Here is a 26,259-nt window from a genome sequence, read left to right on the forward strand (position 1 = left end):
TCACACCTGTTCCCATGCCGAACACAGAAGTTAAGCTCTTTAGCGCCGATGGTAGTCGGACTTACGTTCCGCGAGAGTAGGACGGTGCCAGGTTAAGATTAATCCACAGTAGCTCAGTGGTAGAGCTATCGGCTGTTAACCGATCGGTCGTAGGTTCGAGTCCTACCTGTGGAGCCATGGCCCCTTGGTCAAGCGGTTAAGACACCGCCCTTTCACGGCGGTAACACGGGTTCGAGTCCCGTAGGGGTCATTAAGATATGGAGAATTAGCTCAGCTGGGAGAGCATCTGCCTTACAAGCAGAGGGTCGGCGGTTCGAACCCGTCATTCTCCACCATTTTTAGTTTTATACATATCGGAGGGGTAGCGAAGTGGCTAAACGCGGCGGACTGTAAATCCGCTCCTTCGGGTTCGGCAGTTCGAATCTGCCCCCCTCCACCATCGATGGGCTATAGCCAAGCGGTAAGGCAACGGACTTTGACTCCGTCACTCGCTGGTTCGAATCCAGCTAGCCCAGCCATAAGAGCCATTAGCTCAGCTGGTAGAGCATCTGACTTTTAATCAGAGGGTCAGAGGTTCGAATCCTCTATGGCTCACTTTCAAACCTTATCCCAAATGGGATAGGGTTTTTATTTTTGCTTTTAACGCTTGACAAAAGTTTCTATGCATCACTCTATTAATTCACACGCACTACGCCTTCACATTAAAGCCTATTTTCTTACAAAAATTAAAATGAATAAAATCTGTTGTTTCATTCACCTAAAATCCATACGGCCACATTGAACAATTATAAAAATTCATTAAATCACATATAGTTCAATATGATGATTCCCGTGTTTGAAATCATGACTTGAATTCAATGAGCTAAACAATTATTCTGAAATTGTATACCTATTCAATTGATTTAAAGGGGCAATTGAATGTTACATATTGTTAAATGAAGCTTAAAAAAAGGGGAGACAACAAATGAATAAAATTATAGAACTCATCGGTGCACCTACTACATTTGGACAGAAGAAACTCGGTGTTGATTTAGGTCCAGATGCGATTCGCTATGCCGGCGTGTTACCTCGCTTAAAGCGTATTGGTCATGCGGTGATTGATTCAGGAAACGTTGAAGTCCCTCCGTTAGATATTGAGAAGTTTATGTCTCAACAAGAGGGCTTACAAAATTATGAAGAAATCCTTACTTTCTCCAAATCTTTAAAGGACAAAGTGTCAAAGAGTATTCAACAAGACCATTTTCCAGTGATTTTAGGTGGGGACCATTCATTAGCCATTGGTTCGATTTCAGGTGTTGCTGAGCATTACGATGACCTCGGTGTCATTTGGTATGATGCGCACGGTGACCTGAATGTACCTGAAGAATCTCCATCAGGTAATATGCATGGGATGCCTTTACGTATTCTAGCTGGTGAAGGTGATGAAAAGCTCGTGCAACTTGGTGGTTTTGCGCCGAAAGTTAAACCAGAAAATATTGTTCTTATCGGAATGCGTGATTTAGATTTTGGTGAACGTGAATATATTAAAAAACATCAAATCCGTACATATACGATTGCTGATATTGATGAGCGGGGGATTCGTTCGGTCATTGAAGAAAGCATTGCCTATTTAAAGGAAAAAACGGATGGGGTGCATTTATCTTTAGATGTTGATGCTTTAGATCCTAATGAAACACCAGGGACAGGTACTAAAGTTTTAGGTGGTTTAACGTATCGCGAAAGTCATTATGCATTAGAATTACTCAATCAATCCGGTATCATTACATCGATGGATATTGTTGAAGTGAATCCGTTAGTAGATGTAGAAAACCATACTGCTCAACAAGCCGTCGCACTTTTAGGTTCGTTCTTTGGCGAAACATTGTTATAGACGTCATTCAAAATAAAAACTATTAATTATGAAACGAGGTCAAGCGTACATCGCGCATCGTCACCTCGTTTTTAATTTATCTTTCAATTCAATTTTTTCTATATGACATGAAATAATTGAATATATCAACGAAATATTTAAATCTATATTATTGATACTCTGATATGACAAACGCTGATGAACATTGGTATAATAAGGGACATGGGAATAGATTACCGGAGGAGATACTATGCAAATTTCACACCTCTTTGAAAATTTAAGTACGCTTGAGGTCATCACAGGTATTCTAGATTTATTAATTGTATGGTATGTCATTTATTTACTGATTACAGTCTTTAAAGGGACGAAAGCAATTCAATTATTAAAAGGGATATTATTTATACTTGTAGGGAAAGCAATCAGTGAATACTTACAGCTGACAACGACTTCGAGACTTTTTGATTTGGTATTACAATGGGGATTTTTAGCCATAATTGTAATCTTTCAACCAGAAATTAGACGTGCGTTAGAACAACTTGGGAGAGGGAGTTTGTTCAAACGCTATACTACGACATCTACAGTAGAAGTACCTAAGCTTGTAGACTCAGTCTCTAAAGCCGTGCAGTATATGGCCAAACGACGGATAGGTGCGTTAATTGTGTTTGAAAAGGAAACCGGTTTACAAGACTATATAGAAACTGGGATTCCGATGCATTCAGACATCTCACAAGAGTTATTAACGAACGTCTTTATTCCTAATACGCCATTACATGATGGGGCTATGATTATTCAAGGTGACAAAATTGCCACTGCGGCCAGTTACTTACCTTTGTCAGATAGTCCAAAAATCGCGAAAAGTTTAGGAACACGTCATCGTGCAGCAGTTGGGATTTCTGAAGTTTCAGATGCGTTTACAGTGGTTGTGTCTGAGGAGACAGGATCCGTTTCTGTCACATTTGATGGTAAGCTGAGAAAAGATATATCACCTGAAGTGTTTGAAGAACTGTTAACTGAGCATTGGTTTGGCTCACACTTTGGAAAGAAAGGTGTGAATTAGATGTTAGAATCAAAATGGGGCTTACGTTTTACTGCTTTTATTTTAGCATCGCTCTTATTTTTATCAGTCAATCATGTACTCGGTGATTCGTTCAGTACAGACAGTGTTTCCGATGATGGAAATAAAACGATAAAAAATGCCCCCGTTGAAGTCATCAACAATGATAAAAGTCTTTATATTTCTGGAGCACCTGATACCGTCGATGTAGAGTTGAAAGGACCGCAATCTAAAGTATTACGTGCACAAAAAACAGAGGATTTTAAGGTTGTATTAGATGCGACCAACATTCAACCTGGGGAGTATTCATTAGACTTTCAAGTACGTGGTTTAGATAAAGATATTAACTATCGTGTTTATCCGAAAGAAGTCACCGTATCAGTTGAGAAAAAGGAAACAAGAACCTATCATATTGAGCCGAATGTGAGCCCATATGCGATTGATCCGAATTTCAAAATCACAGATACATCGGTGTCACCAGATACGGTAAAAATCACAGGGGGTAAGGCACAATTAGATCGCATTGCATTTGTAAAAGCAAGTTTTCGCAATGAAAATAATATTTCAGAAAAGACGACGGGAGAAGCGAATATTTCAGTATTTGATAAGAATATGAACAAATTGGATGTTCAAGTCGATCATCCGACAGTGGATTTAACGACTGAAGTTGAGCCTTATTCCAAAAAAGTGAAACTAGACGTTGCGACAAAGGGCACCCCTTCAAATGGTGTCAATATTTCAAGCATTGATCTGGACTCAGATACAATAGAAATTTTTGGAAACCGTCAAGATTTAGAGAAGATTTCTGAAATAAGTGGTGAAATTGATGTGAAGGGTGTTTCATCTGATACAGAAAGGGAAGTTAAGTTAGACTTACCGAAAAATGTATCGAAAACAGCACCATCAAAATTAAAAGCAACAATCAATGTAGAATGATCAATGAAATAAAAGGAGATATGATTTATGGGTAAATATTTTGGGACAGACGGTGTAAGAGGTGTTGCCAACCAAGAACTCACACCAGAGCTCGCGTTTAAGTTAGGTCGTTATGGAGGCTATGTGTTAGCGCATAACGAAGATAAAAAACATCCACGTGTACTTGTAGGTAAAGATACACGTGTTTCTGGTGAAATGTTAGAACATGCGTTAATTGCTGGTTTAGTTTCAATTGGTGCTGAAGTCATGCGCTTAGGTGTGATTTCTACGCCAGGTGTCGCTTATTTAACAAGAGAAATGGGTGCAGAATTAGGTGTGATGATTTCTGCTTCACATAACCCTGTTGCGGATAATGGAATCAAATTCTTTGGCTCAGACGGTTTCAAATTGTCAGATGAACAAGAAAATGAAATCGAGGTATTACTTGATCAAGAAAATCCTGATTTACCACGTCCAACAGGTAAAGATATTGTGCACACATCTGACTATTTCGAAGGTGCGCAAAAATATTTAAGTTATTTAAAATCAACAATCGAAGTGAATTTAGAAGGTTTAAAAATTGCGTTGGACGGTGCACACGGTTCAACAGCAGCGTTAGCACCATTTTTATTCGGTGACTTAGAAGCAGATACTGTTACAATGGGTTGCAATCCTGATGGTTACAATATTAATGATCAAGTAGGGTCAACACATCCACAAACGTTAGCACAAAAAGTTGTCGACAATGAATGTGACTTTGGCTTAGCCTTTGATGGTGATGGTGACCGTTTAATCGCAGTTGATGAAAAAGGTCAAATTGTTGATGGTGACCAAATTATGTTTGTGATTGGACAAGAGATGGCGAAAAACCAAGAATTGAACGATAACATGATTGTATCCACAGTAATGAGTAACTTAGGTTTCTACAAAGCATTAGAAGCAGAAGGTATTCAATCGGATAAAACTAAAGTCGGTGATCGTTACGTTGTGGAAGAAATGCGCCGTGGTAACTACAATTTAGGTGGCGAACAATCTGGTCACATCGTTATGATGGATTACAACACAACAGGTGACGGTTTATTAACTGGTGTACACTTGGCTGCTGTTGTGAAACGTTCAGGTAAAAAATTGAGCGAACTTGCGGGTCAAATGAAGAAATACCCACAATCACTTGTGAACGTCCGTGTAACAGATAAATACGGCGTAGAAGACAACCAAGACGTCAAAGCAGTCATGGACGAAGTTGAAGCGGAAATGAATGGTGAAGGTCGTATTTTAGTGCGTCCATCAGGTACAGAACCGCTCGTACGTGTCATGGTAGAAGCGAAAACAGACGAAGATGCACAAAACTTTGCGGAACGTATTGCGAAAGTTGTAGAAGAAAAAATGGGCTTAGACGCCTAAACATGATGAACGCCCTTTGTACAAGTGTGATTGCACCTTGTTCAAAGGGCATTTTTTGTTTGATGAGGTCGTTGATTTGTTGGGAGCAATATTCAAAAGGAAACTCAATTGTATTGCAAGACAATCTCATTAATTTAAAATAACTATCTTCAGGAGGGGAACATCAAACAGCCAATTCGACTGCCATTTTTTACACGGATATGAAGCTAAATTGTGATGGCAATCCAAATCAAAAGTGTATAAGAAAAAGCTGGGATGCGTCATTCCCAGCTTTTTTAAATACTATGATAATTTTTGATATGTGTTCGCAATGGCATGTGCTAATTTTTCGTCTAATTGCGCATGCTCTTGTAAAAATGCTTCAACACCAACTGTTTGAATACGTTCATCTTTTTGAACGGCTTCTGGATCTTGTGCATCTTTGTACAGGAGTGCATAAGCTGCAAGTTGTGTTAACGCATCATGCGGTTCATTGGCTTCATACAATGCTTTCAATGGCTTCATGATACGGTCTTGTGGTCCTAATTTTCTTAAGACACCACGGCCGACGCGTTGAATGTCATCAGATAAATATTTGTTGTGATATCTGTCGATGATTTTTTGACGATATGCCGCTTGTTCTTCAGCAGAAAAGTCAAATGTGTTTGTAATATAACGGCTTGCTTCTGTTAATGTACGTGCTAATGCCTTCTCAATATTTTCATCTTTAACCGCTTCTAAAATCGTTTGATGACCGAAATATTGTCCAGCGTAAGCAAGGTAAGCATGACCTGTATTCACTGTTAACAGTTTGCGTTCTATATACGGTGTTAACGCCTCTACATATTTCACACCGTCTAATTGTTCACCGTACCAAGTCGATTGTTCAATGACCCATTCATAAAATGGTTCAACGGTTACATCTAAAATATTGTCATTGTGTTGAATAGGGACGATACGATCAACGGCAGCGTTAGAGAAATGAATGTTGTCGTCTAGTGTATCCACTTCATCTAAAATGGCTGCTTTTAATGCATCTGTCGCGTTAATCGCATTTTCACAAGCGACGATGTTTACAGGTGTTGTACGCGTTTTTAAAATAGGTGCTAATGATTTTGCGATAATCGGTAAAATATTCACACCAACCGCGGTTGTGATTAAATCTGCTTCTAAAATCGCATTTTTCAACGCTTCTGGTTCATCAGCAGAATGAATCGCGTTAACGTTTTGAATGGTCGTCTTAGTTTGTGCCTCATCAGCAAGTGTGACTTCATATGCTTGCTCAGCTTTAAGGGCGTTGACGATTTCTGTATTGACATCCGCAAATGTCACATCAAACTGGTTGTCTGCAAGAATAAAACCGATAAAGCCACGGCCGATATTACCTGCTCCAAAATGAAGTGCTTTCATTATGCATCCGCCTCCTCGAACACTTGACGAATGGCTTGTGGAGAAGCAGCATTGACGATTTTGTCTACATTTTCTTCCTCACTGAATGTAATCGCAATTTGTGATAACAAGTCTAAATGTTCACCGTCTTTACCTGCAATACCAATGACCACTTTCACTTCTTCACCGTTCCAGTTTAAGCCTTCAGGAATTTGTAATAATGATAAACCTGATGCCATGACTTCATTTTTCGCTTCATCTGTGCCGTGTGGAATTGCTAAAGCGTTACCCATGAATGTCGATACGATTTGTTCGCGGTCTTTCATTGCTTGAACGTAGCCTGCTTTAACGACACCGCTATCGACAAGTAATTGGCCCGCTTTTTCAATTGCTTCTTCTTGTGATGAAATAGATTGGTTTAATAAAATGTTTTCGTCTCTTAATAAGTTTTCCATAATCAATCGCTCCTTGTTATAGTTGATTCAGTTTGATAATACTGTGCTTAATCCATTGTTCAATGTTCTGGGCATCGGATAATGCATCATCATGCGCGTCTAAAGCGAGTGACAACTGACCGAAGATTCCACTGACAAGTCGTTGAAGTTGCGTCGTTTCCGGTAAAAAGACACAGAATAACGTATCGACAGTGCGCCCTTCACCAAAGTCGTAAGGGGTTGCTAAGTGCCATGCGCCAATGTAAGGCGTTTCGATGTGTGCACTCATCAAGTGTGGAATCGCAACACGAAATGGTGATAATACAAATGATTGCTTATCATGACGTTCTTTCAAAAGTTGTTGTACAGCAATTAAATCATGCGTAATCTCTTTTTGATAAAGATGTTGCGCGATATCATACGACCAATCCGTCAGATCAGTTTGTAACACTTCAAAAGCATCTAACAGTTGTAAGCTCTCGCGCATCGCATCAATTTTTTGGTTGACTTTTGTTACATCAGTCACATCATTTTCAGCCATTGCAGTGGCGTTGTTAATGAATGACGTATGCGTTTCTGCAATTTGTGGAAGTTGTTGATGTAAAAATGCAGAAGTTTTTGCAATTTCATGTTCAGGGAGTAGGGGATTCACCGTTAAATAGGGTAAATCTAAATCCAACTCCACTGTCGAAATAATAGCGTCATATTGCGTGAGATCATGCGATTTTAAATCACTCACGGACATTTGGGTTGTACGGTCAATCATTGGGAACGTTTCTTCTAAGCGATTAGCTAAAATGCGGCTTGTCCCCACACCGCTGCTACAAACAACAAGTACGGATGATGCGTGTTGACGTTTTTGTACAGCACCACCAAAATGTAAAACTAAAAAGGCAATTTCATGGTCTGGAAAATGAAGATTCGGCCATAATTGCGTTACAGCATGTTGCACTGCTTGAAACAATAGCGGATAGGCGCTTTGAATGCGTGTCGTCATCGGATTGTAGGTTTCGATTTTGGCGTGTATCCGGTTTAATGCAGGTGTGAGATGTAACAACAAGCCTTCTTTGAGTTCATGCATGTTGTTAAACTTCAGACCCGTTTCTGTTGCGACTCTGTCAATTAACGCAGCAACTTGTGGTATGTTTTGCGATAATTGTTGATCTTCTCTATCGTTTTTTCGTTTTGAACCACGTAAATGAATCGTAATAAAGGCGACTTCTGCTTGAGTGAATGTGATGCCATAATGTTGTCCAAGGCGATCTGAAATTTTACAAGCAATGTGATATTCGTCCGTCGCTTGAGCTTCTGTCATTGTCTCATCGTTAATAGAGACATATTGTTCATGACGCATACGTTCAATACTTAAGACAATGTGAACAATCAGTGCTAAATAACTCGATTCAGTCAGTGCATACGGCAATTGATCTAAATCATCCATCAACAAGCGTTCAACTTGGAAAATTTCTTTCATATCAACCATGGGCAAGCGATGATGATTTAATGATTGAAAGACAAAGTGGTTTTCAATGACTGAATACACACTCGTACTATCTAAACGTTCCATCATCAATTGACTGAGTAGTTCACGTTTATGCATTTCGCTGCCACGAATGGAAACACCTACACCACGCTTACGAATGAGCTCAATTTTGAACTGATTCAAATCATGTTCGAGTGCATCCAACACTTTACTGAGCTGTTGGAGTGATGCACCAATTTCAGAAGCTAAACCGACTTGTTTCACAGGTTCATTAGATTGTATTAATGCATATAAAATAATGACTTTTTGTTCTTCTGTGCTTAAATCAATGACGGTATCTTGACCGAGTTCTTGTTGTAATCGGGCAAGGTCATCCTGTGCACCGACCAAAAGGAGCCCTTGATTTTTAGGACGTTGAATGGTGATTTCAAAAGGTGCGAGGGTCGCATCGAGATTGTTCAGTTCTCGATGCACCGTTCGCGAGGATACCCCTAGTTGTTGAGCGATATCATATCTAGAAATAGGCAACCCTTGATTTTTTAAGAGTATTTCTAAAATGTCACGCTCTCGACGTCTGATATACATGAAGCAGATCACATCCCCATTACGTGATTTCTTATTCTTTATGCTCTTTTTCTTTAATGTTTTTAATTAACTCTTCATAGCGCGGTGAGTTTAAGAAATTATCTACGGATAGGTGAATCGCGTTAGGTACTTGTTTAATCGCACGATCAGTCAATGTTTTTTGAGTAATAACAAGTTGTGATTCATTTGGAAGTTGATTGATAGCTGTGTTTGTCACTTCTACGTTTTCAATACCAGCTTTTTGGAATTTTTTACGTAACATACTTGCACCCATCGCACTTGAACCCATACCTGCATCACAAGCGAAAATAATGTGATCGATATTGCTATAATCATGTGCTTCAACATTTTCAGTATCGTATTTGTCTAACAATGCTTCTGGATCTTCTTCCGCGAGTGCGTCATTTTGTTCAGTTGCAGTAGAAGATTCAGTTGTTGTAGTTGTATTTTCAGTAGTCGCTTTTTCATCTTCTTGAATGAATGTGTCGCGAACACGAGATTTTTTACCTTTTGTCGCTTCCATTTTCGCTGTAGCATCAGCAAGGCTTGTTTTTGAACCGCTTGAGAATTTCAAAATGACAGATGCGACGATAAATGTGACTAATGTTGATAAGAAAATACTTAAAAGCATAACGAGATAACTGCCTTTTGGTGTGACTGCAAAGTATGCCAGAATGGAGCCAGGTGATGCTGGTCCTGTTAAACCAAAGTTAAATAAGCTAAATGTTGCAACCCCTGTCATACCCCCAGCCATTGCAGCCAAAATCAACAATGGACGTGCAAGAACGTAAGGGAAGTAAATTTCGTGAATACCACCGATAAAGTGGATGAAAGCTGCACCGTATGATGTTGCTTTTTCAGTACCTTTACCAAAGACCATATAAGCAAGTAAAATACCTAAACCAGGTCCAGGGTTAGATTCAAGTGTGTAAAGAATTGAACGACCCGCATGACTGACTTGTTCAGAAGCTAACGGTGTCAGTACCCCATGGTTAATGGCATTGTTTAAAAAGACAACTTTTGCTGGTTCAATGATGATGCTTACAAGTGGTAACAAGTGATGTGAGACAAGGAAATCAACACCCGCACCAAGGATTTTCATTAAACCTTCAACAATAGGGCCTAAAATTTTAAAACCGAAAATTGTCATGAAGAATGCAAGGAAACCTGCAGAGAAGTTATTAAATAACATTTCCAAGCCGTTTGGTGTGCGTGGTTGTAAAAACTGATCCACTTTTTTCATAAGCCAACCGACTAATGGACCCATAATCATCGCACCGATTAACATTGGTGTATCTGGGAACGCAGCAATGATACCCATTGTTGCCGTTGCACCGACAATCCCACCACGTAAATCATGGACAAGGCGACCACCACTAAAAGCAATCAGTAATGGAATTAAAAATTTGATCATTGGGTCGACCATTTTAGCAAGTTCCTCATTCGGAAGCCAACCATCAGGAATGAATAATGCAGTAATCAAACCCCAAGCAATGAACGCGCCGATATTCGGCATGATCATACTACTTAAAAATGAACCGAATGCTTGAACGCGACGTTGAATCTGTTCTTTCATCGGCTTTTGTTCTGTTTTTTCTTGATTTGCCATCTATTTGACACCCCTTAAATAAAAAATAGTTTGTGTATACATCTTAAAGGCTGATTAAACCGTTTACAATCATTACAAAATCTCAAGTTGTCACGTTGAAAATGACAAAATACATTTAGTGATATATAGATAGAAGGAAAGGGATTGTGCAAGAGGGGGCTATTAATAGTTGTTAATAAAAATATTATGCTAGAATAATAAACGGGATGTAAGAAGCGGCGAGACAACATTCAAGATGCGCGGTAACGATGATTCAGAAAAGACAAATGTTGTCTCGACAGGAACAGATTAGATTGCAATTTGCGATGAAAAATTAACAAACAGCTTAAATGAGGACAATGATTTGCATATCTTAAAAATTGGGCAATTCTAAGGGGCTATGACATGATCACATCGACCATTGTGCGGAAATAATGATGAATCATTTTTGTTGGGCATCATAGAATATCAAAAATATTAAATTAATTCAAAAGCGCACAATTTTAAGTTGAGAGACATCACATTAATTTTCGGAAATATTGTACTTTTATTTGCAAAGAAAGTTTCAGTCATTGTACAATAGGTTATATTCTGATGAAGGAGGGTAGAGGAATCGGCAGTACAAAGCGCCAGCGCAATTACAAATATAGATTGATGACCTACAGGCTAAAGCAGAGTATGTAGCAGATGTATAGGATGTAGTTGTGGACGAGGAGGATAGTGATCGAATATGATCGGCGGATGCTATCCCGGATGTGGCTCATTCGTTAGCTTACTAATCAAATCAACGGGGTAACTTGTTGGACAAAGTTAGTAAGATCGCCAATTGCAAAATAATAATAAGAGAACGATGCTAATGCAATTTTCATTATTGAGACATGAAAACAGCATGTACCAATATGTGAAAAAATGTACAAAGGTACCGTTATTTCAATGTGGAGGAATTTATTTATGTGCGGAATTGTTGGTTATATTGGTTACCAAAACTCAAAAGAGATTTTATTAAAAGGTTTAGAAAAATTAGAGTATCGTGGTTACGACTCAGCAGGGATTGCAACACGCAATGACAATGAAGTGACTGTGACAAAAGCAAAAGGTCGTATCGCGGAACTACGTCGTGAAGCTGATAACGCAATCGACGGTCAAACAGGGATCGGTCATACACGTTGGGCAACACACGGTATTCCTAACTATGAAAACTCACACCCACATCAATCAACAAGCGAACGTTTTACATTAGTACACAATGGTGTGATTGAAAACTATGAAGAATTAAAAGAAACATATATTCCAAATGTAACACTCGTTTCAGATACAGATACTGAGGTTATCGTACAATTAGTTGAGCATTTTTCAGAAACAGGCTTATCAACTGAAGAAGCTTTCACAAAAGTTGTGTCTTTATTACATGGTTCATATGCATTAGGTTTATTAGACCGTGAAGACAGTGAAACAATCTATGTGGCTAAAAACAAATCACCATTATTAGTTGGTATTGGTGAAAAATTCAACGTTATCGCTTCAGATGCTTTAGCGATGATACAAGTGACAAGCGAGTACAAAGAACTAAAAGACCAAGAAATCGTCCTTGTTAGTCGTGACGATGTGGTCATTAAAAACTTAGATGGTGAAGTTGTTGAACGTGACAGCTACATTGCTGAAATCGACGCTTCAGATGCAGAAAAAGGTATTTACGAGCACTACATGTTAAAAGAAATTCACGAACAACCCGCTGTAATGCGTCGTATTATCCAAGAATATCAAGACGACCAAGGTGAGTTGAAAATCGACCCTGAAATTGTTAAAGATGTGAAAGAAGCTGACCGCATTTACATCATTGCAGCGGGTACAAGCTACCATGCAGGATTAGTGGGTAAAGAGTTCATTGAAAAATGGGCAGGCATTCCGACAGAAGTCCACGTGGCATCAGAATTTGTATACAACATGCCGTTATTATCTGAAAAGCCATTGTTCATCTACATTTCTCAATCAGGAGAAACAGCGGACAGCCGAGCCGTGTTAGTAGAAACAACGAAATTGGGTCATAAGTCACTTACAATTACAAACGTTGCAGGTTCAACATTATCACGTGAAGCGGATCATACGTTATTGTTACATGCAGGTCCGGAGATTGCGGTTGCATCAACGAAAGCCTATACTGCACAAATCGCGGTATTATCAATCCTTTCACAAGTCGTTGCAACAGAGCGTGGCCGTAAAGCGGATATCGACTTATTACGCGAATTAGCGAAAGTAACAACTGCGATTGAAACCATTGTGGACGATGCACCGAAAATGGAACAAATTGCGACAGACTTTTTAGAAACAACACGCAATGCCTTCTTTATCGGACGTACAATCGACTACAATGTGAGCTTAGAAGGTGCATTGAAGTTAAAAGAGATTTCATACATCCAAGCTGAAGGTTTCGCGGGTGGAGAATTAAAACACGGTACGATTGCATTAATTGAGGAAGGCACACCAATCGTAGCATTAGCGACACAAGAAGGCGTGAACCTTTCAATTCGTGGTAACGTCAAAGAAGTCGTTGCGCGTGGTGCACATCCATGTATCATCTCAATGGAAGGTCTTGAAAAACCAGGTGACACGTATGTGATTCCTCACGTACACGAGTTATTAACACCACTTGTATCTGTTGTGACATTACAATTGATTTCATACTATGCTGCATTACACCGTGGCTTAGATGTGGACAAACCACGTAACTTAGCAAAATCAGTTACAGTGGAATAGAACCAATGTGAGTACAAAACCATATACGAAATATATTCATCAATGGATAAACAAGGGGCTAGGACATCATTCCTGGCCTCTTTTTCAATATATGCGACTCAACAGAAAATTATAGTAACTTTGAGTGGTTTATTATTTGAAGTACATACATAAAAATTCCATATGAGGGTATGGGATGAGTAAGTAGTATAGTGTTATCTACGTAAACAAACTTCATGATAGAGGTGTATTTGATGACAAATTTCATTAACAACTATTATTTTTCGCTCGTTTTCGCAACGATGCTTGTGTTTTTTTCGTTGCCTCTCACCCACTGGTATACGGAAAATGTATTGCTTTACGGTATCATGACTTTTGTAATTTTACTGAGTACAGTGGTGACTGAAATGACATTAAACAAAACACATGATTTGAAGGCGAAAGCGAAAAAGATGTCATGGACATTCGTGCCGATGAATATCATTGTTTTTTCAGTGTTCATATTTTTTATCTTTTAATTAAGGCTGGGAAGTGTTTCCTGGTCTTTTTCAATTACTTTTCTCCACGCTATTGGTACAATCTCCAAACTTTGCTATGATAAAGCTAATATGCAACATGGGGGTGGGCACATGTTATTTTCAATACAACAAGGTGCGAAACGTAAAAGTGGACGAAAACTATTATCCGATATTAACTGGCAAGTCAACGAGGGAGAATGTTGGTTCATATACGGCTTAAACGGTGCAGGTAAAACGACATTACTGAATATCATTAACGCATATGACTTTTTAACATCAGGAGAAATTCAATTATTTGGCATGATTCCGGGTCAACGTGGTTATTCGGCACATCACGTGCGTGAACATATCGGTTATGTGTCAGGTTCATTAAGAGATCGCTTTTCAGAAGGTGAAATCGTACGAGATGTCGTGTTGAGTGGTATTTTTAAATCGATCGGTTTATATGAACAACCGACTGATGCACAGGTCGAATTAGCTAGAGAAATGTTGACATTGTTGAATATGCAGGCATTCGAAGACCAATATTTCGGGTTGTTATCTACTGGAGAGCAGCAGCGGGTGTTATTAGCGCGTGCACTGATGAATCAACCGCCGTTATTGATATTAGACGAGCCCGCGAATGGTTTAGATTTTGTCGGACGAGAACAATTAATGGCAACTTTATCAAGGATTCGTCAACATTTTCCACAAACGGCAGTGATATACGTATCACACTTTATTGAAGAAGTAACTGAAGATTTTACACATGCTTTATTGCTTAAAAAAGGCACGATTCAGTCACAAGGGGCTATTGAAACGGTAATGATGGCTGAAGCATTATCAAAACTCTTTGATATGCCTGTTGCGTTGTATCAACATCATGGGCGCTATCAAATTGTGAAAGTTTAGCAAGTTGTATGTTGCGTCATGAAGTTTTTGATGCCACAATGTACATATAATTTATGGATGAAAGGAAAGTAACTATGCAAAATGTGAAAGCAATCTTTTTAGATATGGATGGTACGATTCTCCATAGTAACAACAGAGCTTCTGAAGAGACGGCACAGATTTTGAATCAATTACGCAACCAAGGCTATAAAGTGTTTTTGGCGACAGGCCGTGCATACGAAGAAATCCACTTGCTTATCCCAGATGATTTAACGTTTGACGGCATCATTTCTTCAAATGGCACACTTGGACATATTGGAGAAACGGTGCTGTTCGAACATGATTTAAGTGTGGAAGCGGTGAACAGCATTGTCACAGCCGCACAGCAAGATGGGGTCTATTACGAAGTTTTCCCATTTATTGAATCACGATTTGCTTTAGAAGAAGACAAAGCATGGATGTTAAAGATGATTGAAGGTGACAAACCAGAAGCAGTACATCTCAGTGAATGGCTTTCGCGACATGAAGCCATTGAAGGTAAATTAACATGGCGCACTGAAATGCCATCTGATATGGGATATTCAAAAATTTATTTATTCCATCCTGATTTAGCACATATTCAACAATTTCGAGAAAAAATGATGACTCAATCTGAAGCGTGGCAGATTGAAGTGTCGAATTCTACACCGAATAATGTTGAAACAATGGCATACCAAATCAATAAAGGTACAGGTATTGAAGAAATGTGTGCACATTATAATATTGCGATATCGGATACATTAGTCATTGGGGATAGTGATAATGATCGTACGATGTTTGAAAAAGGCGCTGTGACTGTTGCGATGGCCAATGCGGCACCACATATTAAAGCAATGACTGATTATGAAACGGATCTTGATAACAATGCGGATGGGGCAGCACAATTTCTTAAAAAGCATTTGTTGAAATAACATCTCGAAATCATACAACTCAAAAATAAAACAGGCTGGGCATTTCATTATGAAACGCTCAGCCTTATTTATCGTGGAGCTATATCTACAGTTGATGATAATAACGACGAAAATGAGAAAGAATTGGACATAAAAAATGGATGATATGGATTACCTTCATATCAGTAGTTGCCCTCTGTTCCAGTATTTGGAGTATGATTGCCAGAAGGCTGAGACTCCCGAGGGATTAGACGCAGCCGAAAATCCAATTTGGCTTCCATCCAGTGTACACTTCGATCAAGCCAAATTTAGTTGAGGCAAGTCCCCTGGGAACGCGAAGCCATAAGGGCAATCAGAAGCCACTAATCATAAGGAGGTCAAGTTAAACAAAATACTGCATCCACAGCATCAAAATTTTCCATATCTCACCTCCTTTTTTACGTAAAAAAGAGCCTGAGGAAAAATATCTCAGACCCTTTCGATATTTAATGTGTGTAATGATGTGAAAGTACAAGATTCAAAAATTGTGATGCATTAAACTTTTCAATCGTAAAAGGAAGCCCTCATGGATTTCCAAACTTTGTTATCTCATTGCTAAAATAGGCGAGAGTCCTGAGATCCAGCCCCTAGGAAAGCAAGCCTATGATAGCAATGATGAAAGTCAAAATGGTTACCAATGAGGGCAGTTTTATTAATATTTCAAATGCTACATATTATACGTGTTCTTCTTTACGTCCGCGGCGCACAAAATATTGTACAGCTGTGCCAATGATTAATAAATAAACCACATAACGAAGTAGTAAGAAGACTACGTTTAAAGCCATCATTAAATAATAAGCCAAGTTTTGCGACATATGTGCTAAACTTTGTTGAATTAAGAAATTGATTGGTTCATTCAAAATGATAAAAATTAAGTTCAGTAATAAAATGCCGATAAAGAAGCGGAAAAATGTTTTATTGCCATTCTTAATGCCAGACCAAGCTTCTTTAAAGTGTGATTTAATCGTTCTTGCGCTATCTTCATTCACTGATACTGCGATGTTTGTAATGAATAGACCCGCAAGCCATAAGATGATACTTAATACGAATGAAACCAAAACAATTAGAATGCTGACAATGACTTGTAACACGCCTTGTCCAATACCTGTACCGCTGACCCAGTTGAAGATGTGTTGAATGAGGAAAGTCATCCCTGCGTTCACTAAAGCATAGATAATGGCCGTAACCACGATGAAGAGCAATGTTAAAATACCAAGTATAACAGTTTTGCCCCAAACACCTTTTCTAAATGCACGGAATAAATCTTTCCAACGTGCTTTTGTCGTATCTAAAATACTATGATGTATGGCGCTAATCACACCGACAAAAAATGGGAAAATAAGCATTGCGAATAAACAAATCGTTAAAATAATTGCGCCAACCATCATTAAAATCAAGGTAGTTAAATTTTGTTGCCCTGTCAACATAGACATTTGCCATACTTGTAATAAAAGATTGTATGGTGACATGGCTAATATTGTCAGTAATAATAATATTGCAAAACCAATGAAAGCAATTCCGAATAATTTAGGTTTTTGATTTTGCGTATTGTGCCAAAATAGTTTCGTAAATGTAAACAACTGTGAGCACTCCTTTCGCATATACACAACATTATCAAAAATCGGTATCGTTTGAAAATAAAAATGGTCATGAATGGATTCAATTTATGCTTAAAATGTAAAAATATTGTCTATCAAGGTGACAATATTGAAGTGAAAGCGCTATTTTTTTGATAAAATAATGTCGAAGGGTTGTGGAGGCATAAATGAAGATTTCAAATCAAAAAATATATGAGCAAATTGCAGATATTTTGATCCAACAAATTGAAGATGGTGTGTTGAAAGAGGGTGACCGCTTACCTTCGATACAAAAGTTGGCTGAAGAATATGGGGTGAGTAATGCGTCAATACGTGAAGCACTGAATGCATTACGAATTATAGGATTAATTGATATTAAACATGGCTATGGCACTTTCGTTAAACAAAAGCAACCACAACTTTTTGACTTTACTTCACAAGCACTGACACAAAAAAGAGTGCGTGAAATTTTAGAATTACGAGAAGTGGTGGAAGTTGCCACAGCGAGATTAGCAGCTTTAAGGCGTACAGAAGAAGAACTTCAAGTGATGGAAGAAGCTTTAGATGAAATGAATCGGGCTATTGCGCACCATCAGTCTGGAGAAGAAGGGGATTTGAAATTTCATCTCGCTATCGCCAAAGCGTCCGATAACCATTTGTTGTATGAGTTATTGAATAATATTGCTGACTTGATACAACAGACGATGAAAGGGACGCGACACATCTATATTTATAGTCGACAAAAGACGATGGAAAAATTAATGGAAGAACATCGTGTTATTTTAGAAGCGATTAAAAATAAAGACAGTGCATCATCTGCAAATTTGATGACGGCGCACTTAGCAGAAATTCGTCAAACACTGGTTGAAAACTATATCGTTAACGAACATTAATATGCGTTCATGGACGATGAAGCGCTTTTATTTTAGATATGATACAATGACAATAGATTAATGTGCTATTTTGTTGAGTCATTACATCAAGTGTCGTCGACTCAACACTACCCTTTTAGGTTTGACAGAAGGCAGTGATAGCTGAATTGAAAACGTGCTGACATTGGCGTTGATTTCAGTTTAAGTTATCCAAATTGGGAGGGCATTTTGAAACCTTTATCTATCCAAGATTTCGAAGGCATGTCCAAAAATCATATTTAACATACATAATGAATATTAGCAAACTATGAAAGAATGAGAGGTGATCCCCAATGCCATTATTACTTGAACCTGTATTTCAGGAAAGAATTTGGGGTGGAACAAATCTCGCACAATTTGGTTATGATTTACCGAGTGACCATACCGGTGAAGTATGGGGAATTTCTGCTCATCCACATGGTGCGAATCGCATTTTAAATGGCCCATTCAAAGGACAAACATTAGATGAGGTGTGGGAAAATCAACCGAAATTGTTCGGTGAATTTCCGACTAAGAAATTTCCTTTATTAACAAAAATATTAGATGCAACAGAGAAGTTATCTGTCCAAGTTCATCCAGATGATACGTATGCCTATGAACACGAAAATGGTGAATATGGCAAAACGGAATGTTGGTATATCCTTGATGCCAAACAAGGTGCTGAAATTATTTATGGGACGCATGCTGAATCACGTGAAGCTTTAAACGAGATGTTAGATCAACGTGAATTTGAGCGGCTATTTAAGCGTGTTCCTGTACAAAAAGGTGATTTTTTCTTTGTACTAGCTGGAACGGTGCACGGAATTGGTGACGGGATTATGATTTTAGAAACACAACAGTCATCAGACACCACTTACCGTATTTATGATTATGATCGTGTAGATAAAGAGGGAAAGAAGCGCGAACTTCATCTTGAAAAATGTAAGGACGTCATTCAAATTGGTGATGAAAGTCCGAATGTGATTCCTCAAACGGAAGTCATTGAAAATCATAAATGTACGATTTTTGTACAAAATCACTTTTTTACCGTAGCAAAATGGGAGATTAGTGGCACGTTGAATTATATGAAGCCACGAGAGTTTGTATTAGTCTCTGTGCTTGAAGGCCAAGGTCAACTCATTTCTGATGGCGAAATTTATGATATTCAAAAAGGAAATCATTTAATTTTAACAGCAGAAGATTTGGACAATGTATTTGAAGGCGATTTTACATTGATGGTGAGTTACGTATAAAGAATAGGAGATTGTTATGAAAATTGGACTGTATATCGCATTAATATGTGGCGTCATAGCAGGTGCAACGATTTTCTTTCAAGCGCCGCTATTTCCGTCTCTTGTCTTTCCGGTTATTATTGGGATGATAGGCATCATTGCGACATTATGGACTTTACCTCGAAGTGACATTAGCCCAATGTTAAAGCTCGGTGGCATCATGATTAATTTATTTCCAGTCGTCGCGGGCTTATTACAACTCATTCACGGATAAAAAAAGCATTGTTGTTTGATGACAATACTTTTATAATAAATGAGATAAAATAATTAAAAAGGAGATACAATGTTACCATGACAGCAGAAACGAATTATTTTTGGCTGAATTGTGGTTATAATCGATGGAATCACAATGAACCACTCGTTGGACAAAAAACAGTATTTGAATCAGGAGCACAGTTTAATCCAACACAAGGGTTTCGTGCTTTTAAACAAGCCAAAGTCGGTGATAGGGTCATCTTCTACCAAGTGCAAACAGATGCCGGTTTACTCGGTTGGGGTGAGATTACCAATGTTCAAACAGGCGCACAAAATAAAATACATGTTGAGTTCAAATTTGTTGAAACGTTTAAAGCATTAACGACAGATTATTTGAAAAGAAGTGAACCGCTAGAGTTTCGTATCAACAATATGAAAGAAACATTGTTCAATAAGATTTCTTATGACGAATTCGAATTGATCAAAGGGCTAGGTAGTGGTGACATTTCTATTCCACGATATTTCTTTATGGCGGAAACTGAAAACTTTGAGCCCGATGAAACGTATACGATTTATACACATACGATTAATGGGATTAAAAGAAATGGTTATCATCATTACACACAATTGGAAGTCGGTGACCAGATTGTCATCTATAACCGTTATTCTAATCAGTCTGTTATTGGTCGTGCAGAAGTCGCGCATCATATTCATACAAGACCACCAGAAGCGGGAAGAACGAACAGTACAGCTATCGAAATTCGTTACGTAGAAGATATCCCACCTGTTAGTTTGATGACATTGAACAAGCATCCGAAACTTAAAAATCTGTACTTCTTACAAGAAAACGCCAAACAAGCCATTGCCAGCCTGACACCGACGCAATTTGATGCGATTATGGAAATGAGCGAAAATGATGGCTTAAAAGGGCAATTCGAGGCCGTTACAACTGCAGAGGTAGGCCAACAAGGTGATGAGATTAAACCTTTCATTTTATTGTTAGCGCACGATAAAGAAGAAGGTCTGAAATCTGCGAAAACACTTGTTGAAAAAGCGAATGCCACATCAGTCATTACAGTGGGACATCCTGATTTTTCTGAAGAGATGCTGTACGGAAGATATTTACCTAATGAAGCAGGCGCATTGTATTATAGAGAAGGTTTCATTACTGAGTTGATGCCTAAGACGGATCGTCAATTTCTCGTGATTGATCAATTTGAACGTATCGATGCAGATATTTTTCAAACTTTCATTAACGTTTTAGAGGGGCATGAAATGACGTTACCACGCTATAACAAAAATGGCACGATGGTGAAATGGAGTATGGAGAAAGACTCTTTTTATCGATTTAATCCAAATTGGCATATTGTTGGTGTGACTTATTTGACGCCACAAGAAGTGAAGGCGAAGTATCCGGCTCAGTTTTTGAAATATGCACGTATTGTACAAGTGAAACATTAATGAAAAAAAGACATTCAGTTGAGAGGCTGAATGTCTTTTTTTTAATTTTATATCGTGAGTGACATATAAAGGTTACTTTAACCGCGCTGCACGTTTCAAGATGTTGGAAGCATATGCAATTTTTGCCAACACAAAAATTCCCCTCACTATTTGGTAGAATAGTAAGGGGAATCGTGTGTACAGTGCACACTCATCTTCGTAAAATATACTCATTGGAGGTTGAAAAATGCAAAGCAAGGGTTAAAATCACGCTATGCACGCGTTTTTTCATTTGTTAAACATATATCAAAGGCGTCGTTTGTGGGTGCTTAGATCATTGAATGATTTCATGGTTGATGTTTCTTTTGGGTGTTTTGGTTTCTCGTCTTTTTTAAACGCAACACATGATAACAAATCCAAAAAATGAACACCCAAACCATTGCTAAACTTTTATAGTCTCCTGGTAAGTAAATGACTGTCATCACTGTCAAAGGCGCAAACATAAGGAAGAGCTTGAAATATAACTTCCAATCTGCATTGCGGATGCGTGCCATAAAACACCTACTTCATCGTTTGATAAATTAATCGTATCAAAAGTAACTCAATGATCCAAATCATAAAAAAGCAATCATAGCGGAATAAAATTTTGGATAGTCCTTACTGTTTATTTAACATTTTCAATCTATTTAATGAAAACGCTTTCTAATAAAACGAAAAAATGTGTATAATGATTTTTAAGGAAAAGTGAAATTTAGTATTGAAGCATCCTAGTACTTGTCGTATTATATTTATACATATAAATGAATAAATATAAATTCGAGGGGAGAGGAATTCAAATGGAAAAGAAAGTTAAAGTTAAAAAAGAAATTAATGTGTGGTACGCTTTGTTGACACTTACAATTATGATTGGTGCCATGCTTTATACTGTTGTTAAGCTTCAACAGCCACCACACCTTCCACTGCTCATCGGTACAACGGTCGCGATTATTATTACATTGGCGCATGGTTATCGTTGGGAAGAAGTTGAAGAAATGATGTATAAAGGGATTCGTCATGCTTTACCGGCTGTCGTAATCATTATGCTTGTCGGATTGATTATCGGGGCATGGATTGGCAGCGGGGTTGTTGCGGCAATGATTTACTACGGTTTAAAATTGATTTCCCCTACATATTTTTTAGCTGTAGTTGTGATTATTTGCGGTATCGTATCGTTAGCAATAGGGAGTAGTTGGTCTACCATGGCGACAGTCGGTGTGGCATCAATGGGAATCGGGATGAGCATGGGCTTATCACCAGGTATGGTTGCAGGTGCTGTTATCTCAGGTTCATATTTTGGTGATAAAATGAGCCCATTATCAGATACGACGAACCTTGCCTCAGGGTTAACAAATGTGGATTTATTCGACCATATTCGTCACATGTTTTATACGACAATTCCAGGTTTGATTATTTCGCTCATCATTTTCTTTGTGATGGGACAAATGTATGGCAGTGATCATTTAGAACAACAAAAAATTGATACGATTATGAACGGCATTCAAGATGCATTTGTTATTTCACCGTGGTTACTGTTGATACCCCTGATTGTCATTATTGCAGTAGCTTTTAAAGTGCCAGCCATCCCAGCGATTGTGTTAGGGATAGTGCTTGGATTCTTTACACAAATTTTTGTGCAAGGGGATACTCTCGTTAACGCAGTCAAAGTATTGCAAACTGGTTTTACAATTGATTCCGGCAATAAAACGATTGATGAACTTTTTAATCGTGGTGGTCTCGAATCAATGTTCTATACGATTTCACTCACATTGGTTGCGATGACGTTTGGTGGCTTACTTGAATATTCAGGCATGTTAAAAGCACTGATTTCCGTTGTATTAAAGTTTGCGAAAAATACTGGTTCATTAATCGCATCTGTAATCATTTCATGTGTAGGTACGAATTTATCTTGTTCTGAACAATATATCTCGATTATCGTGCCATCACGTATGTACGTCTCAACATTTATCGATAAAGGGCTTCATCCTAAAAATTTATCGCGCGCATTAGAAGATGGTGGTACGTTGACGTCAGTATTCGTGCCTTGGAACACGTGTGGTGTGTTTATCTTTACAACATTAGGCGTTTCTGTCAGTCAATATGGCCCATTTGCGATATTAAACTTTATTGTACCGATTATTTCAATTATTTATGGCTTCACAGGATTTAAAATTGTGAAAATGTCGCCAGCTGAAAAATCATATTATCAACAACAAGAAGCGACAAATTAAACAAACATGACATATGATAAATGATATGAAAATTGGGTATAACTAGGAAGAGGTGATGATATGCCAATTGTTTATTACGATGATCGTTGTATTTATTGTTATAATTATGCCATTTGGTTGATACGTCATGGACTTTCTAGAAGTTATCAATTTGTGCCGTTAAAAAGTACAGCAGGGGAAGCATTGAAAAAGGCACACCCTGAAGTACTTGAATATAATAGCGTGGTACTCCAGGAAGGGGACCGGCTTACATTTCAATCTACAGCGATTGCAAAATTGATTTTTACGTTAGATGGTTATAAGTGGCTCGCCGCATTACTGTGGCTCGTTCCAAAACCATTGAGAAATTTTGGTTATCAATTGTTTGCGGATAACCGAGATAAAATGTGGAAAACAACTTGGGCTAAAGCCAATGCTTATGAACAATCGTTTTTCGAACAAATCCAAGTTCCTACAAAAGAATAAGCTATCTAATAAAAACCCGATAACTGTTTTCGTAGTTATCGGGTTTATTTTGGTTTGAGTTCTATTTCCATATTTGAATCATAAAAAACCACCTACATTTGTCATGTGAGGTGGCTTTTTCAATGATTATTCAGCGATTTCTAACGCAACTTCCATCATTTGTGTGAAAGAATTTTGACGTTCTTCTGCTGTTGTCGCTTCATCACGGAGTAAATGGTCACTCACTGTGAAAATACCTAATGCTTTTTTACCTGCTTTAGTTGCATTTAAATATAAACCTGCAGATTCCATTTCAACACCTAAAATGCCCATTTCAATCCATTTTTGGTTGAAGTCAGGGTTTGCATTGTAGAATGTGTCTGAAGATAAAATGTTACCTACGTGAGCACGTGCACCAATTTCATCTGCTTTTTCTTTTGCTTTCACAACTAAATCGAAGTCAGCAAGTGGTGAGAAGTGACCCGGAATTTGGAATTGGTCAACGTAATCAGAGTTTGTTGATGCACCTTGGCCAATAATAATGTCGTAAAGTTGAATATCTTCTTGCATTGCACCACAAGAACCGATACGGATAATCGTATCTACATCAAAGAAGTTGTAAAGTTCATATGAGTAAATACCGATACTTGGAATCCCCATACCAGATCCCATTACAGAAATTTCTTTACCTTTATATGTACCTGTATAGCCAAACATGTTACGAACGTCGTTAAATTGCTCAACGTTTTCTAAAAAGTTTTCAGCAATAAACTTAGCGCGTAATGGATCACCTGGCATTAAAACAGTTTTTGCGATTTTTTTACCATTAGGTTGAATGTGTGGTGTGGCTTGAGTCATCTTAAAACATCTCCTTAATTCGTTATTATCACTTTAAAGATAACAGATGTGTCGCTAAATGTCGACGAAGTTTTGTGGGCAGCATATGAATAAAAGTTGATGAATTGACAAATAATCGGCAATTCTTTCATTTCACCAATCCTAGTCATTCGTATATAATAAAAGCGTATACAATAATTAAGGTACTTTAAAATGAAATAGAAAAGAGGGAATAGCCATGAGAATGGTAGATATTATTGCAAAAAAAAGGGATGGACATGCATTAACGAAAGAAGAAATTGAATTTGTCGTGAATGGTTATACCAATGATGACATTCCTGATTATCAAATGTCTAGTTTAGCAATGGCCATTTTTTTCCAAGATATGACTGATGAAGAACGTGCTTATTTGACGATGGCGATGGTTGAATCAGGCGATCAAATTGACCTTTCTAATATTGAGGGTATTAAAGTCGACAAGCATTCAACAGGTGGTGTAGGTGATACGACGACACTTGTTCTTGCACCATTAGTTGCCGCGTTAGATGTACCTGTTGCGAAAATGAGTGGTCGTGGATTAGGCCATACAGGTGGTACAATCGATAAATTAGAATCAGTAGAAGGCTTCCATGTTGAAATTTCTGAAGAAGAATTCGTGAAGTTAGTGAATGAAGATAAAGTGGCTGTCATTGGTCAAACAGGTAATTTAACACCTGCAGATAAAAAGATTTATGCGCTTCGTGATGTGACAGCGACAGTGAACTCTATTCCATTAATCGCATCATCAATTATGAGTAAAAAAATCGCTGCCGGTGCAGACGCCATCGTATTGGACGTTAAAACTGGTAACGGCGCATTTATGAAAACAGTAGAAGATGCAGAACAATTGGCACATGCAATGGTTAAAATTGGTAACCAAGTGGGTCGTCAAACGATGGCGATTATTTCTGATATGAGCCAGCCACTCGGTCGTGCGATTGGTAATGCGCTTGAGTTGCAAGAAGCGATTGATACATTAAAAGGTGAAGGTCCTGAAGATTTAACAGAACTTGTCTTAACTTTAGGCTCTCAAATGGTTGTGTTGGCTCAAAAAGCGAAAGATTTAGATGAAGCACGTGGTATGTTACAAGAAGTGATTGATAACGGAAAAGCACTTGAAAAATTCAAAACGTTCTTAAGCAATCAAGGTGGGGATGCATCTGTTGTAGACGATCCTTCAAAATTACCAACTGCACAATATCAATTTGAATTACCGGCAAAACGTAGCGGTGTTGTATCAGAAATGATTGCCAATGAAATCGGTATTGCTTCAATGATGTTAGGTGCGGGTCGTCAAACGAAAGAAGATGTCATTGACTTAGCAGTAGGTCTTGTACTGAACAAAAAAGTTGGAGACCGTGTAGAAGAAGGCGAATCATTATTAACGATTTATGCGAATAGTGAAGATGTCGAACAAGTGAAACAAAAATTGTATGATAACATTACGATTTCAGACCACGCAGAACAACCTCAGCTTATCCATACAATCATTACTGAATAAGGGATGAT

22 protein-coding genes, 6 tRNA genes and 1 rRNA gene are annotated in these 26,259 nt (G+C 38.2%); 22 read left to right on the forward strand and 7 right to left on the reverse strand.

The genetic code is table 11. The annotated features are described in order from the left end of the window. The 11 genes from rrf to glmM all read left to right on the forward strand — a co-directional run. Positions 1 to 93: ribosomal RNA gene (rrf, locus tag CD138_RS00345) — 5S ribosomal RNA — on the forward strand; the annotation flags it as partial. Between the two features lie 9 nt (positions 94 to 102). After that, positions 103 to 177: transfer RNA gene (locus tag CD138_RS00350), tRNA-Asn, on the forward strand. Between the two features lies 1 nt (position 178). Next, a tRNA-Glu gene (locus CD138_RS00355) sits at positions 179 to 250 on the forward strand. A gap of 9 nt (positions 251 to 259) precedes the next feature. Beyond that, positions 260 to 335 (forward strand) — tRNA-Val (locus tag CD138_RS00360). A gap of 20 nt (positions 336 to 355) precedes the next feature. Next, a tRNA-Tyr gene (locus CD138_RS00365) sits at positions 356 to 439 on the forward strand. Between the two features lie 4 nt (positions 440 to 443). Then, a tRNA-Gln gene (locus tag CD138_RS00370) sits at positions 444 to 518 on the forward strand. A gap of 3 nt (positions 519 to 521) precedes the next feature. Then, positions 522 to 594: transfer RNA gene (locus CD138_RS00375), tRNA-Lys, on the forward strand. A gap of 370 nt (positions 595 to 964) precedes the next feature. Then, entirely contained in the window at positions 965 to 1,870 is a 906-nt protein-coding gene (gene rocF / locus CD138_RS00380; RefSeq protein WP_019168351.1) for an arginase, read from the forward strand. A 229-nt stretch (positions 1,871 to 2,099) separates the two neighbouring features. After that, complete coding sequence (gene cdaA / locus CD138_RS00385) at positions 2,100 to 2,906, forward strand: diadenylate cyclase CdaA (protein WP_019168352.1); 807 nt, start codon at positions 2,100 to 2,102, stop codon at positions 2,904 to 2,906. Then, positions 2,907 to 3,839, forward strand: a complete 933-nt coding sequence (locus CD138_RS00390) for a CdaR family protein (RefSeq protein ID WP_019168353.1) — start codon at positions 2,907 to 2,909, stop codon at positions 3,837 to 3,839. A 27-nt stretch (positions 3,840 to 3,866) separates the two neighbouring features. Beyond that, positions 3,867 to 5,222, forward strand: a complete 1,356-nt coding sequence (glmM, locus tag CD138_RS00395) for a phosphoglucosamine mutase (RefSeq protein WP_019168354.1) — start codon at positions 3,867 to 3,869, stop codon at positions 5,220 to 5,222. Between the two features lie 282 nt (positions 5,223 to 5,504). On the opposite strand, the gene CD138_RS00400 is transcribed toward glmM, so the two are convergent. The 4 genes from CD138_RS00400 to CD138_RS00415 are packed head-to-tail and all read right to left on the reverse strand — an operon-like array spanning position 5,505 to position 10,701. Continuing rightward, positions 5,505 to 6,611, reverse strand: coding sequence for a mannitol-1-phosphate 5-dehydrogenase (locus tag CD138_RS00400; RefSeq protein ID WP_019168355.1), 1,107 nt, complete (start codon positions 6,609 to 6,611; stop codon positions 5,505 to 5,507). Further along, a complete protein-coding gene (locus tag CD138_RS00405; RefSeq protein ID WP_019168356.1) occupies positions 6,611 to 7,045 on the reverse strand; it encodes a PTS mannitol transporter subunit IIA in 435 nt (144 codons plus the stop codon). The genes CD138_RS00400 and CD138_RS00405 overlap by 1 nt, the downstream gene beginning before the upstream one ends. 16 nt (positions 7,046 to 7,061) lie before the next feature. After that, a complete protein-coding gene (locus tag CD138_RS00410; protein WP_019168357.1) occupies positions 7,062 to 9,092 on the reverse strand; it encodes a BglG family transcription antiterminator in 2,031 nt (676 codons plus the stop codon). 31 nt (positions 9,093 to 9,123) lie between these two features. After that, positions 9,124 to 10,701 (reverse strand): PTS mannitol transporter subunit IIBC, encoded by a 1,578-nt coding sequence (locus CD138_RS00415; RefSeq protein WP_019168358.1) that lies wholly within the window; start codon positions 10,699 to 10,701, stop codon positions 9,124 to 9,126. A gap of 930 nt (positions 10,702 to 11,631) precedes the next feature. On the opposite strand from CD138_RS00415, the gene glmS reads away from it, so the two are divergent. The 4 genes from glmS to CD138_RS00435 all read left to right on the forward strand — a co-directional run bounded on the left by glmS (position 11,632) and on the right by CD138_RS00435 (position 15,751). Then, positions 11,632 to 13,434 (forward strand): glutamine--fructose-6-phosphate transaminase (isomerizing), encoded by a 1,803-nt coding sequence (glmS, locus tag CD138_RS00420; RefSeq protein WP_019168359.1) that lies wholly within the window; start codon positions 11,632 to 11,634, stop codon positions 13,432 to 13,434. Positions 13,435 to 13,667: 233 nt separating this feature from the next. Next, the gene (locus CD138_RS00425; RefSeq protein ID WP_019168360.1) at positions 13,668 to 13,931 is read left to right on the forward strand and encodes a hypothetical protein; all 264 of its coding nucleotides are present in this window, start codon (positions 13,668 to 13,670) and stop codon (positions 13,929 to 13,931) included. A gap of 111 nt (positions 13,932 to 14,042) precedes the next feature. Continuing rightward, the gene (locus CD138_RS00430) at positions 14,043 to 14,822 is read left to right on the forward strand and encodes an ABC transporter ATP-binding protein (RefSeq protein ID WP_019168361.1); all 780 of its coding nucleotides are present in this window, start codon (positions 14,043 to 14,045) and stop codon (positions 14,820 to 14,822) included. A gap of 74 nt (positions 14,823 to 14,896) precedes the next feature. Further along, complete coding sequence (locus CD138_RS00435) at positions 14,897 to 15,751, forward strand: Cof-type HAD-IIB family hydrolase (protein WP_019168362.1); 855 nt, start codon at positions 14,897 to 14,899, stop codon at positions 15,749 to 15,751. Between the two features lie 692 nt (positions 15,752 to 16,443). Here the strand turns inward: CD138_RS00435 and CD138_RS00440 are convergent. Continuing rightward, positions 16,444 to 17,349, reverse strand: coding sequence for a lytic transglycosylase (locus tag CD138_RS00440; protein ID WP_019169555.1), 906 nt, complete (start codon positions 17,347 to 17,349; stop codon positions 16,444 to 16,446). 185 nt (positions 17,350 to 17,534) lie between these two features. Between CD138_RS00440 and CD138_RS00445 the strand changes: the two genes are divergently transcribed. The 4 genes from CD138_RS00445 to CD138_RS00460 all read left to right on the forward strand — a co-directional run bounded on the left by CD138_RS00445 (position 17,535) and on the right by CD138_RS00460 (position 21,184). Beyond that, a complete protein-coding gene (locus tag CD138_RS00445) occupies positions 17,535 to 18,239 on the forward strand; it encodes a FadR/GntR family transcriptional regulator (RefSeq protein WP_019169556.1) in 705 nt (234 codons plus the stop codon). A gap of 311 nt (positions 18,240 to 18,550) precedes the next feature. After that, positions 18,551 to 19,489, forward strand: coding sequence for a mannose-6-phosphate isomerase, class I (gene manA, locus CD138_RS00450; protein ID WP_019169557.1), 939 nt, complete (start codon positions 18,551 to 18,553; stop codon positions 19,487 to 19,489). Positions 19,490 to 19,505: 16 nt separating this feature from the next. Then, positions 19,506 to 19,742, forward strand: a complete 237-nt coding sequence (locus CD138_RS00455; protein ID WP_019169558.1) for a hypothetical protein — start codon at positions 19,506 to 19,508, stop codon at positions 19,740 to 19,742. A 77-nt stretch (positions 19,743 to 19,819) separates the two neighbouring features. Then, positions 19,820 to 21,184, forward strand: a complete 1,365-nt coding sequence (locus tag CD138_RS00460; RefSeq protein ID WP_019169559.1) for an EVE domain-containing protein — start codon at positions 19,820 to 19,822, stop codon at positions 21,182 to 21,184. A gap of 326 nt (positions 21,185 to 21,510) precedes the next feature. On the opposite strand, the gene CD138_RS00465 is transcribed toward CD138_RS00460, so the two are convergent. Continuing rightward, entirely contained in the window at positions 21,511 to 21,717 is a 207-nt protein-coding gene (locus tag CD138_RS00465) for a hypothetical protein (protein ID WP_019169560.1), read from the reverse strand. A gap of 282 nt (positions 21,718 to 21,999) precedes the next feature. On the opposite strand from CD138_RS00465, the gene nhaC reads away from it, so the two are divergent. Further along, on the forward strand, positions 22,000 to 23,430 hold the full coding sequence (gene nhaC / locus CD138_RS00470) for a Na+/H+ antiporter NhaC (RefSeq protein ID WP_019169561.1): 1,431 nt from the start codon (positions 22,000 to 22,002) through the stop codon (positions 23,428 to 23,430). A 60-nt stretch (positions 23,431 to 23,490) separates the two neighbouring features. Further along, a complete protein-coding gene (locus CD138_RS00475; protein ID WP_019169562.1) occupies positions 23,491 to 23,895 on the forward strand; it encodes a thiol-disulfide oxidoreductase DCC family protein in 405 nt (134 codons plus the stop codon). Between the two features lie 126 nt (positions 23,896 to 24,021). On the opposite strand, the gene deoD is transcribed toward CD138_RS00475, so the two are convergent. Next, a complete protein-coding gene (gene deoD, locus CD138_RS00480) occupies positions 24,022 to 24,732 on the reverse strand; it encodes a purine-nucleoside phosphorylase (protein ID WP_019169563.1) in 711 nt (236 codons plus the stop codon). A 217-nt stretch (positions 24,733 to 24,949) separates the two neighbouring features. On the opposite strand from deoD, the gene CD138_RS00485 reads away from it, so the two are divergent. After that, the gene (locus tag CD138_RS00485) at positions 24,950 to 26,251 is read left to right on the forward strand and encodes a pyrimidine-nucleoside phosphorylase (RefSeq protein WP_019169564.1); all 1,302 of its coding nucleotides are present in this window, start codon (positions 24,950 to 24,952) and stop codon (positions 26,249 to 26,251) included. Positions 26,252 to 26,259 lie beyond the last annotated feature (8 nt).

It is taken from the genome of Staphylococcus intermedius NCTC 11048 (genome assembly GCF_002902385.1).
Classification (GTDB): Bacteria; Bacillota; Bacilli; order Staphylococcales; family Staphylococcaceae; genus Staphylococcus; species Staphylococcus intermedius.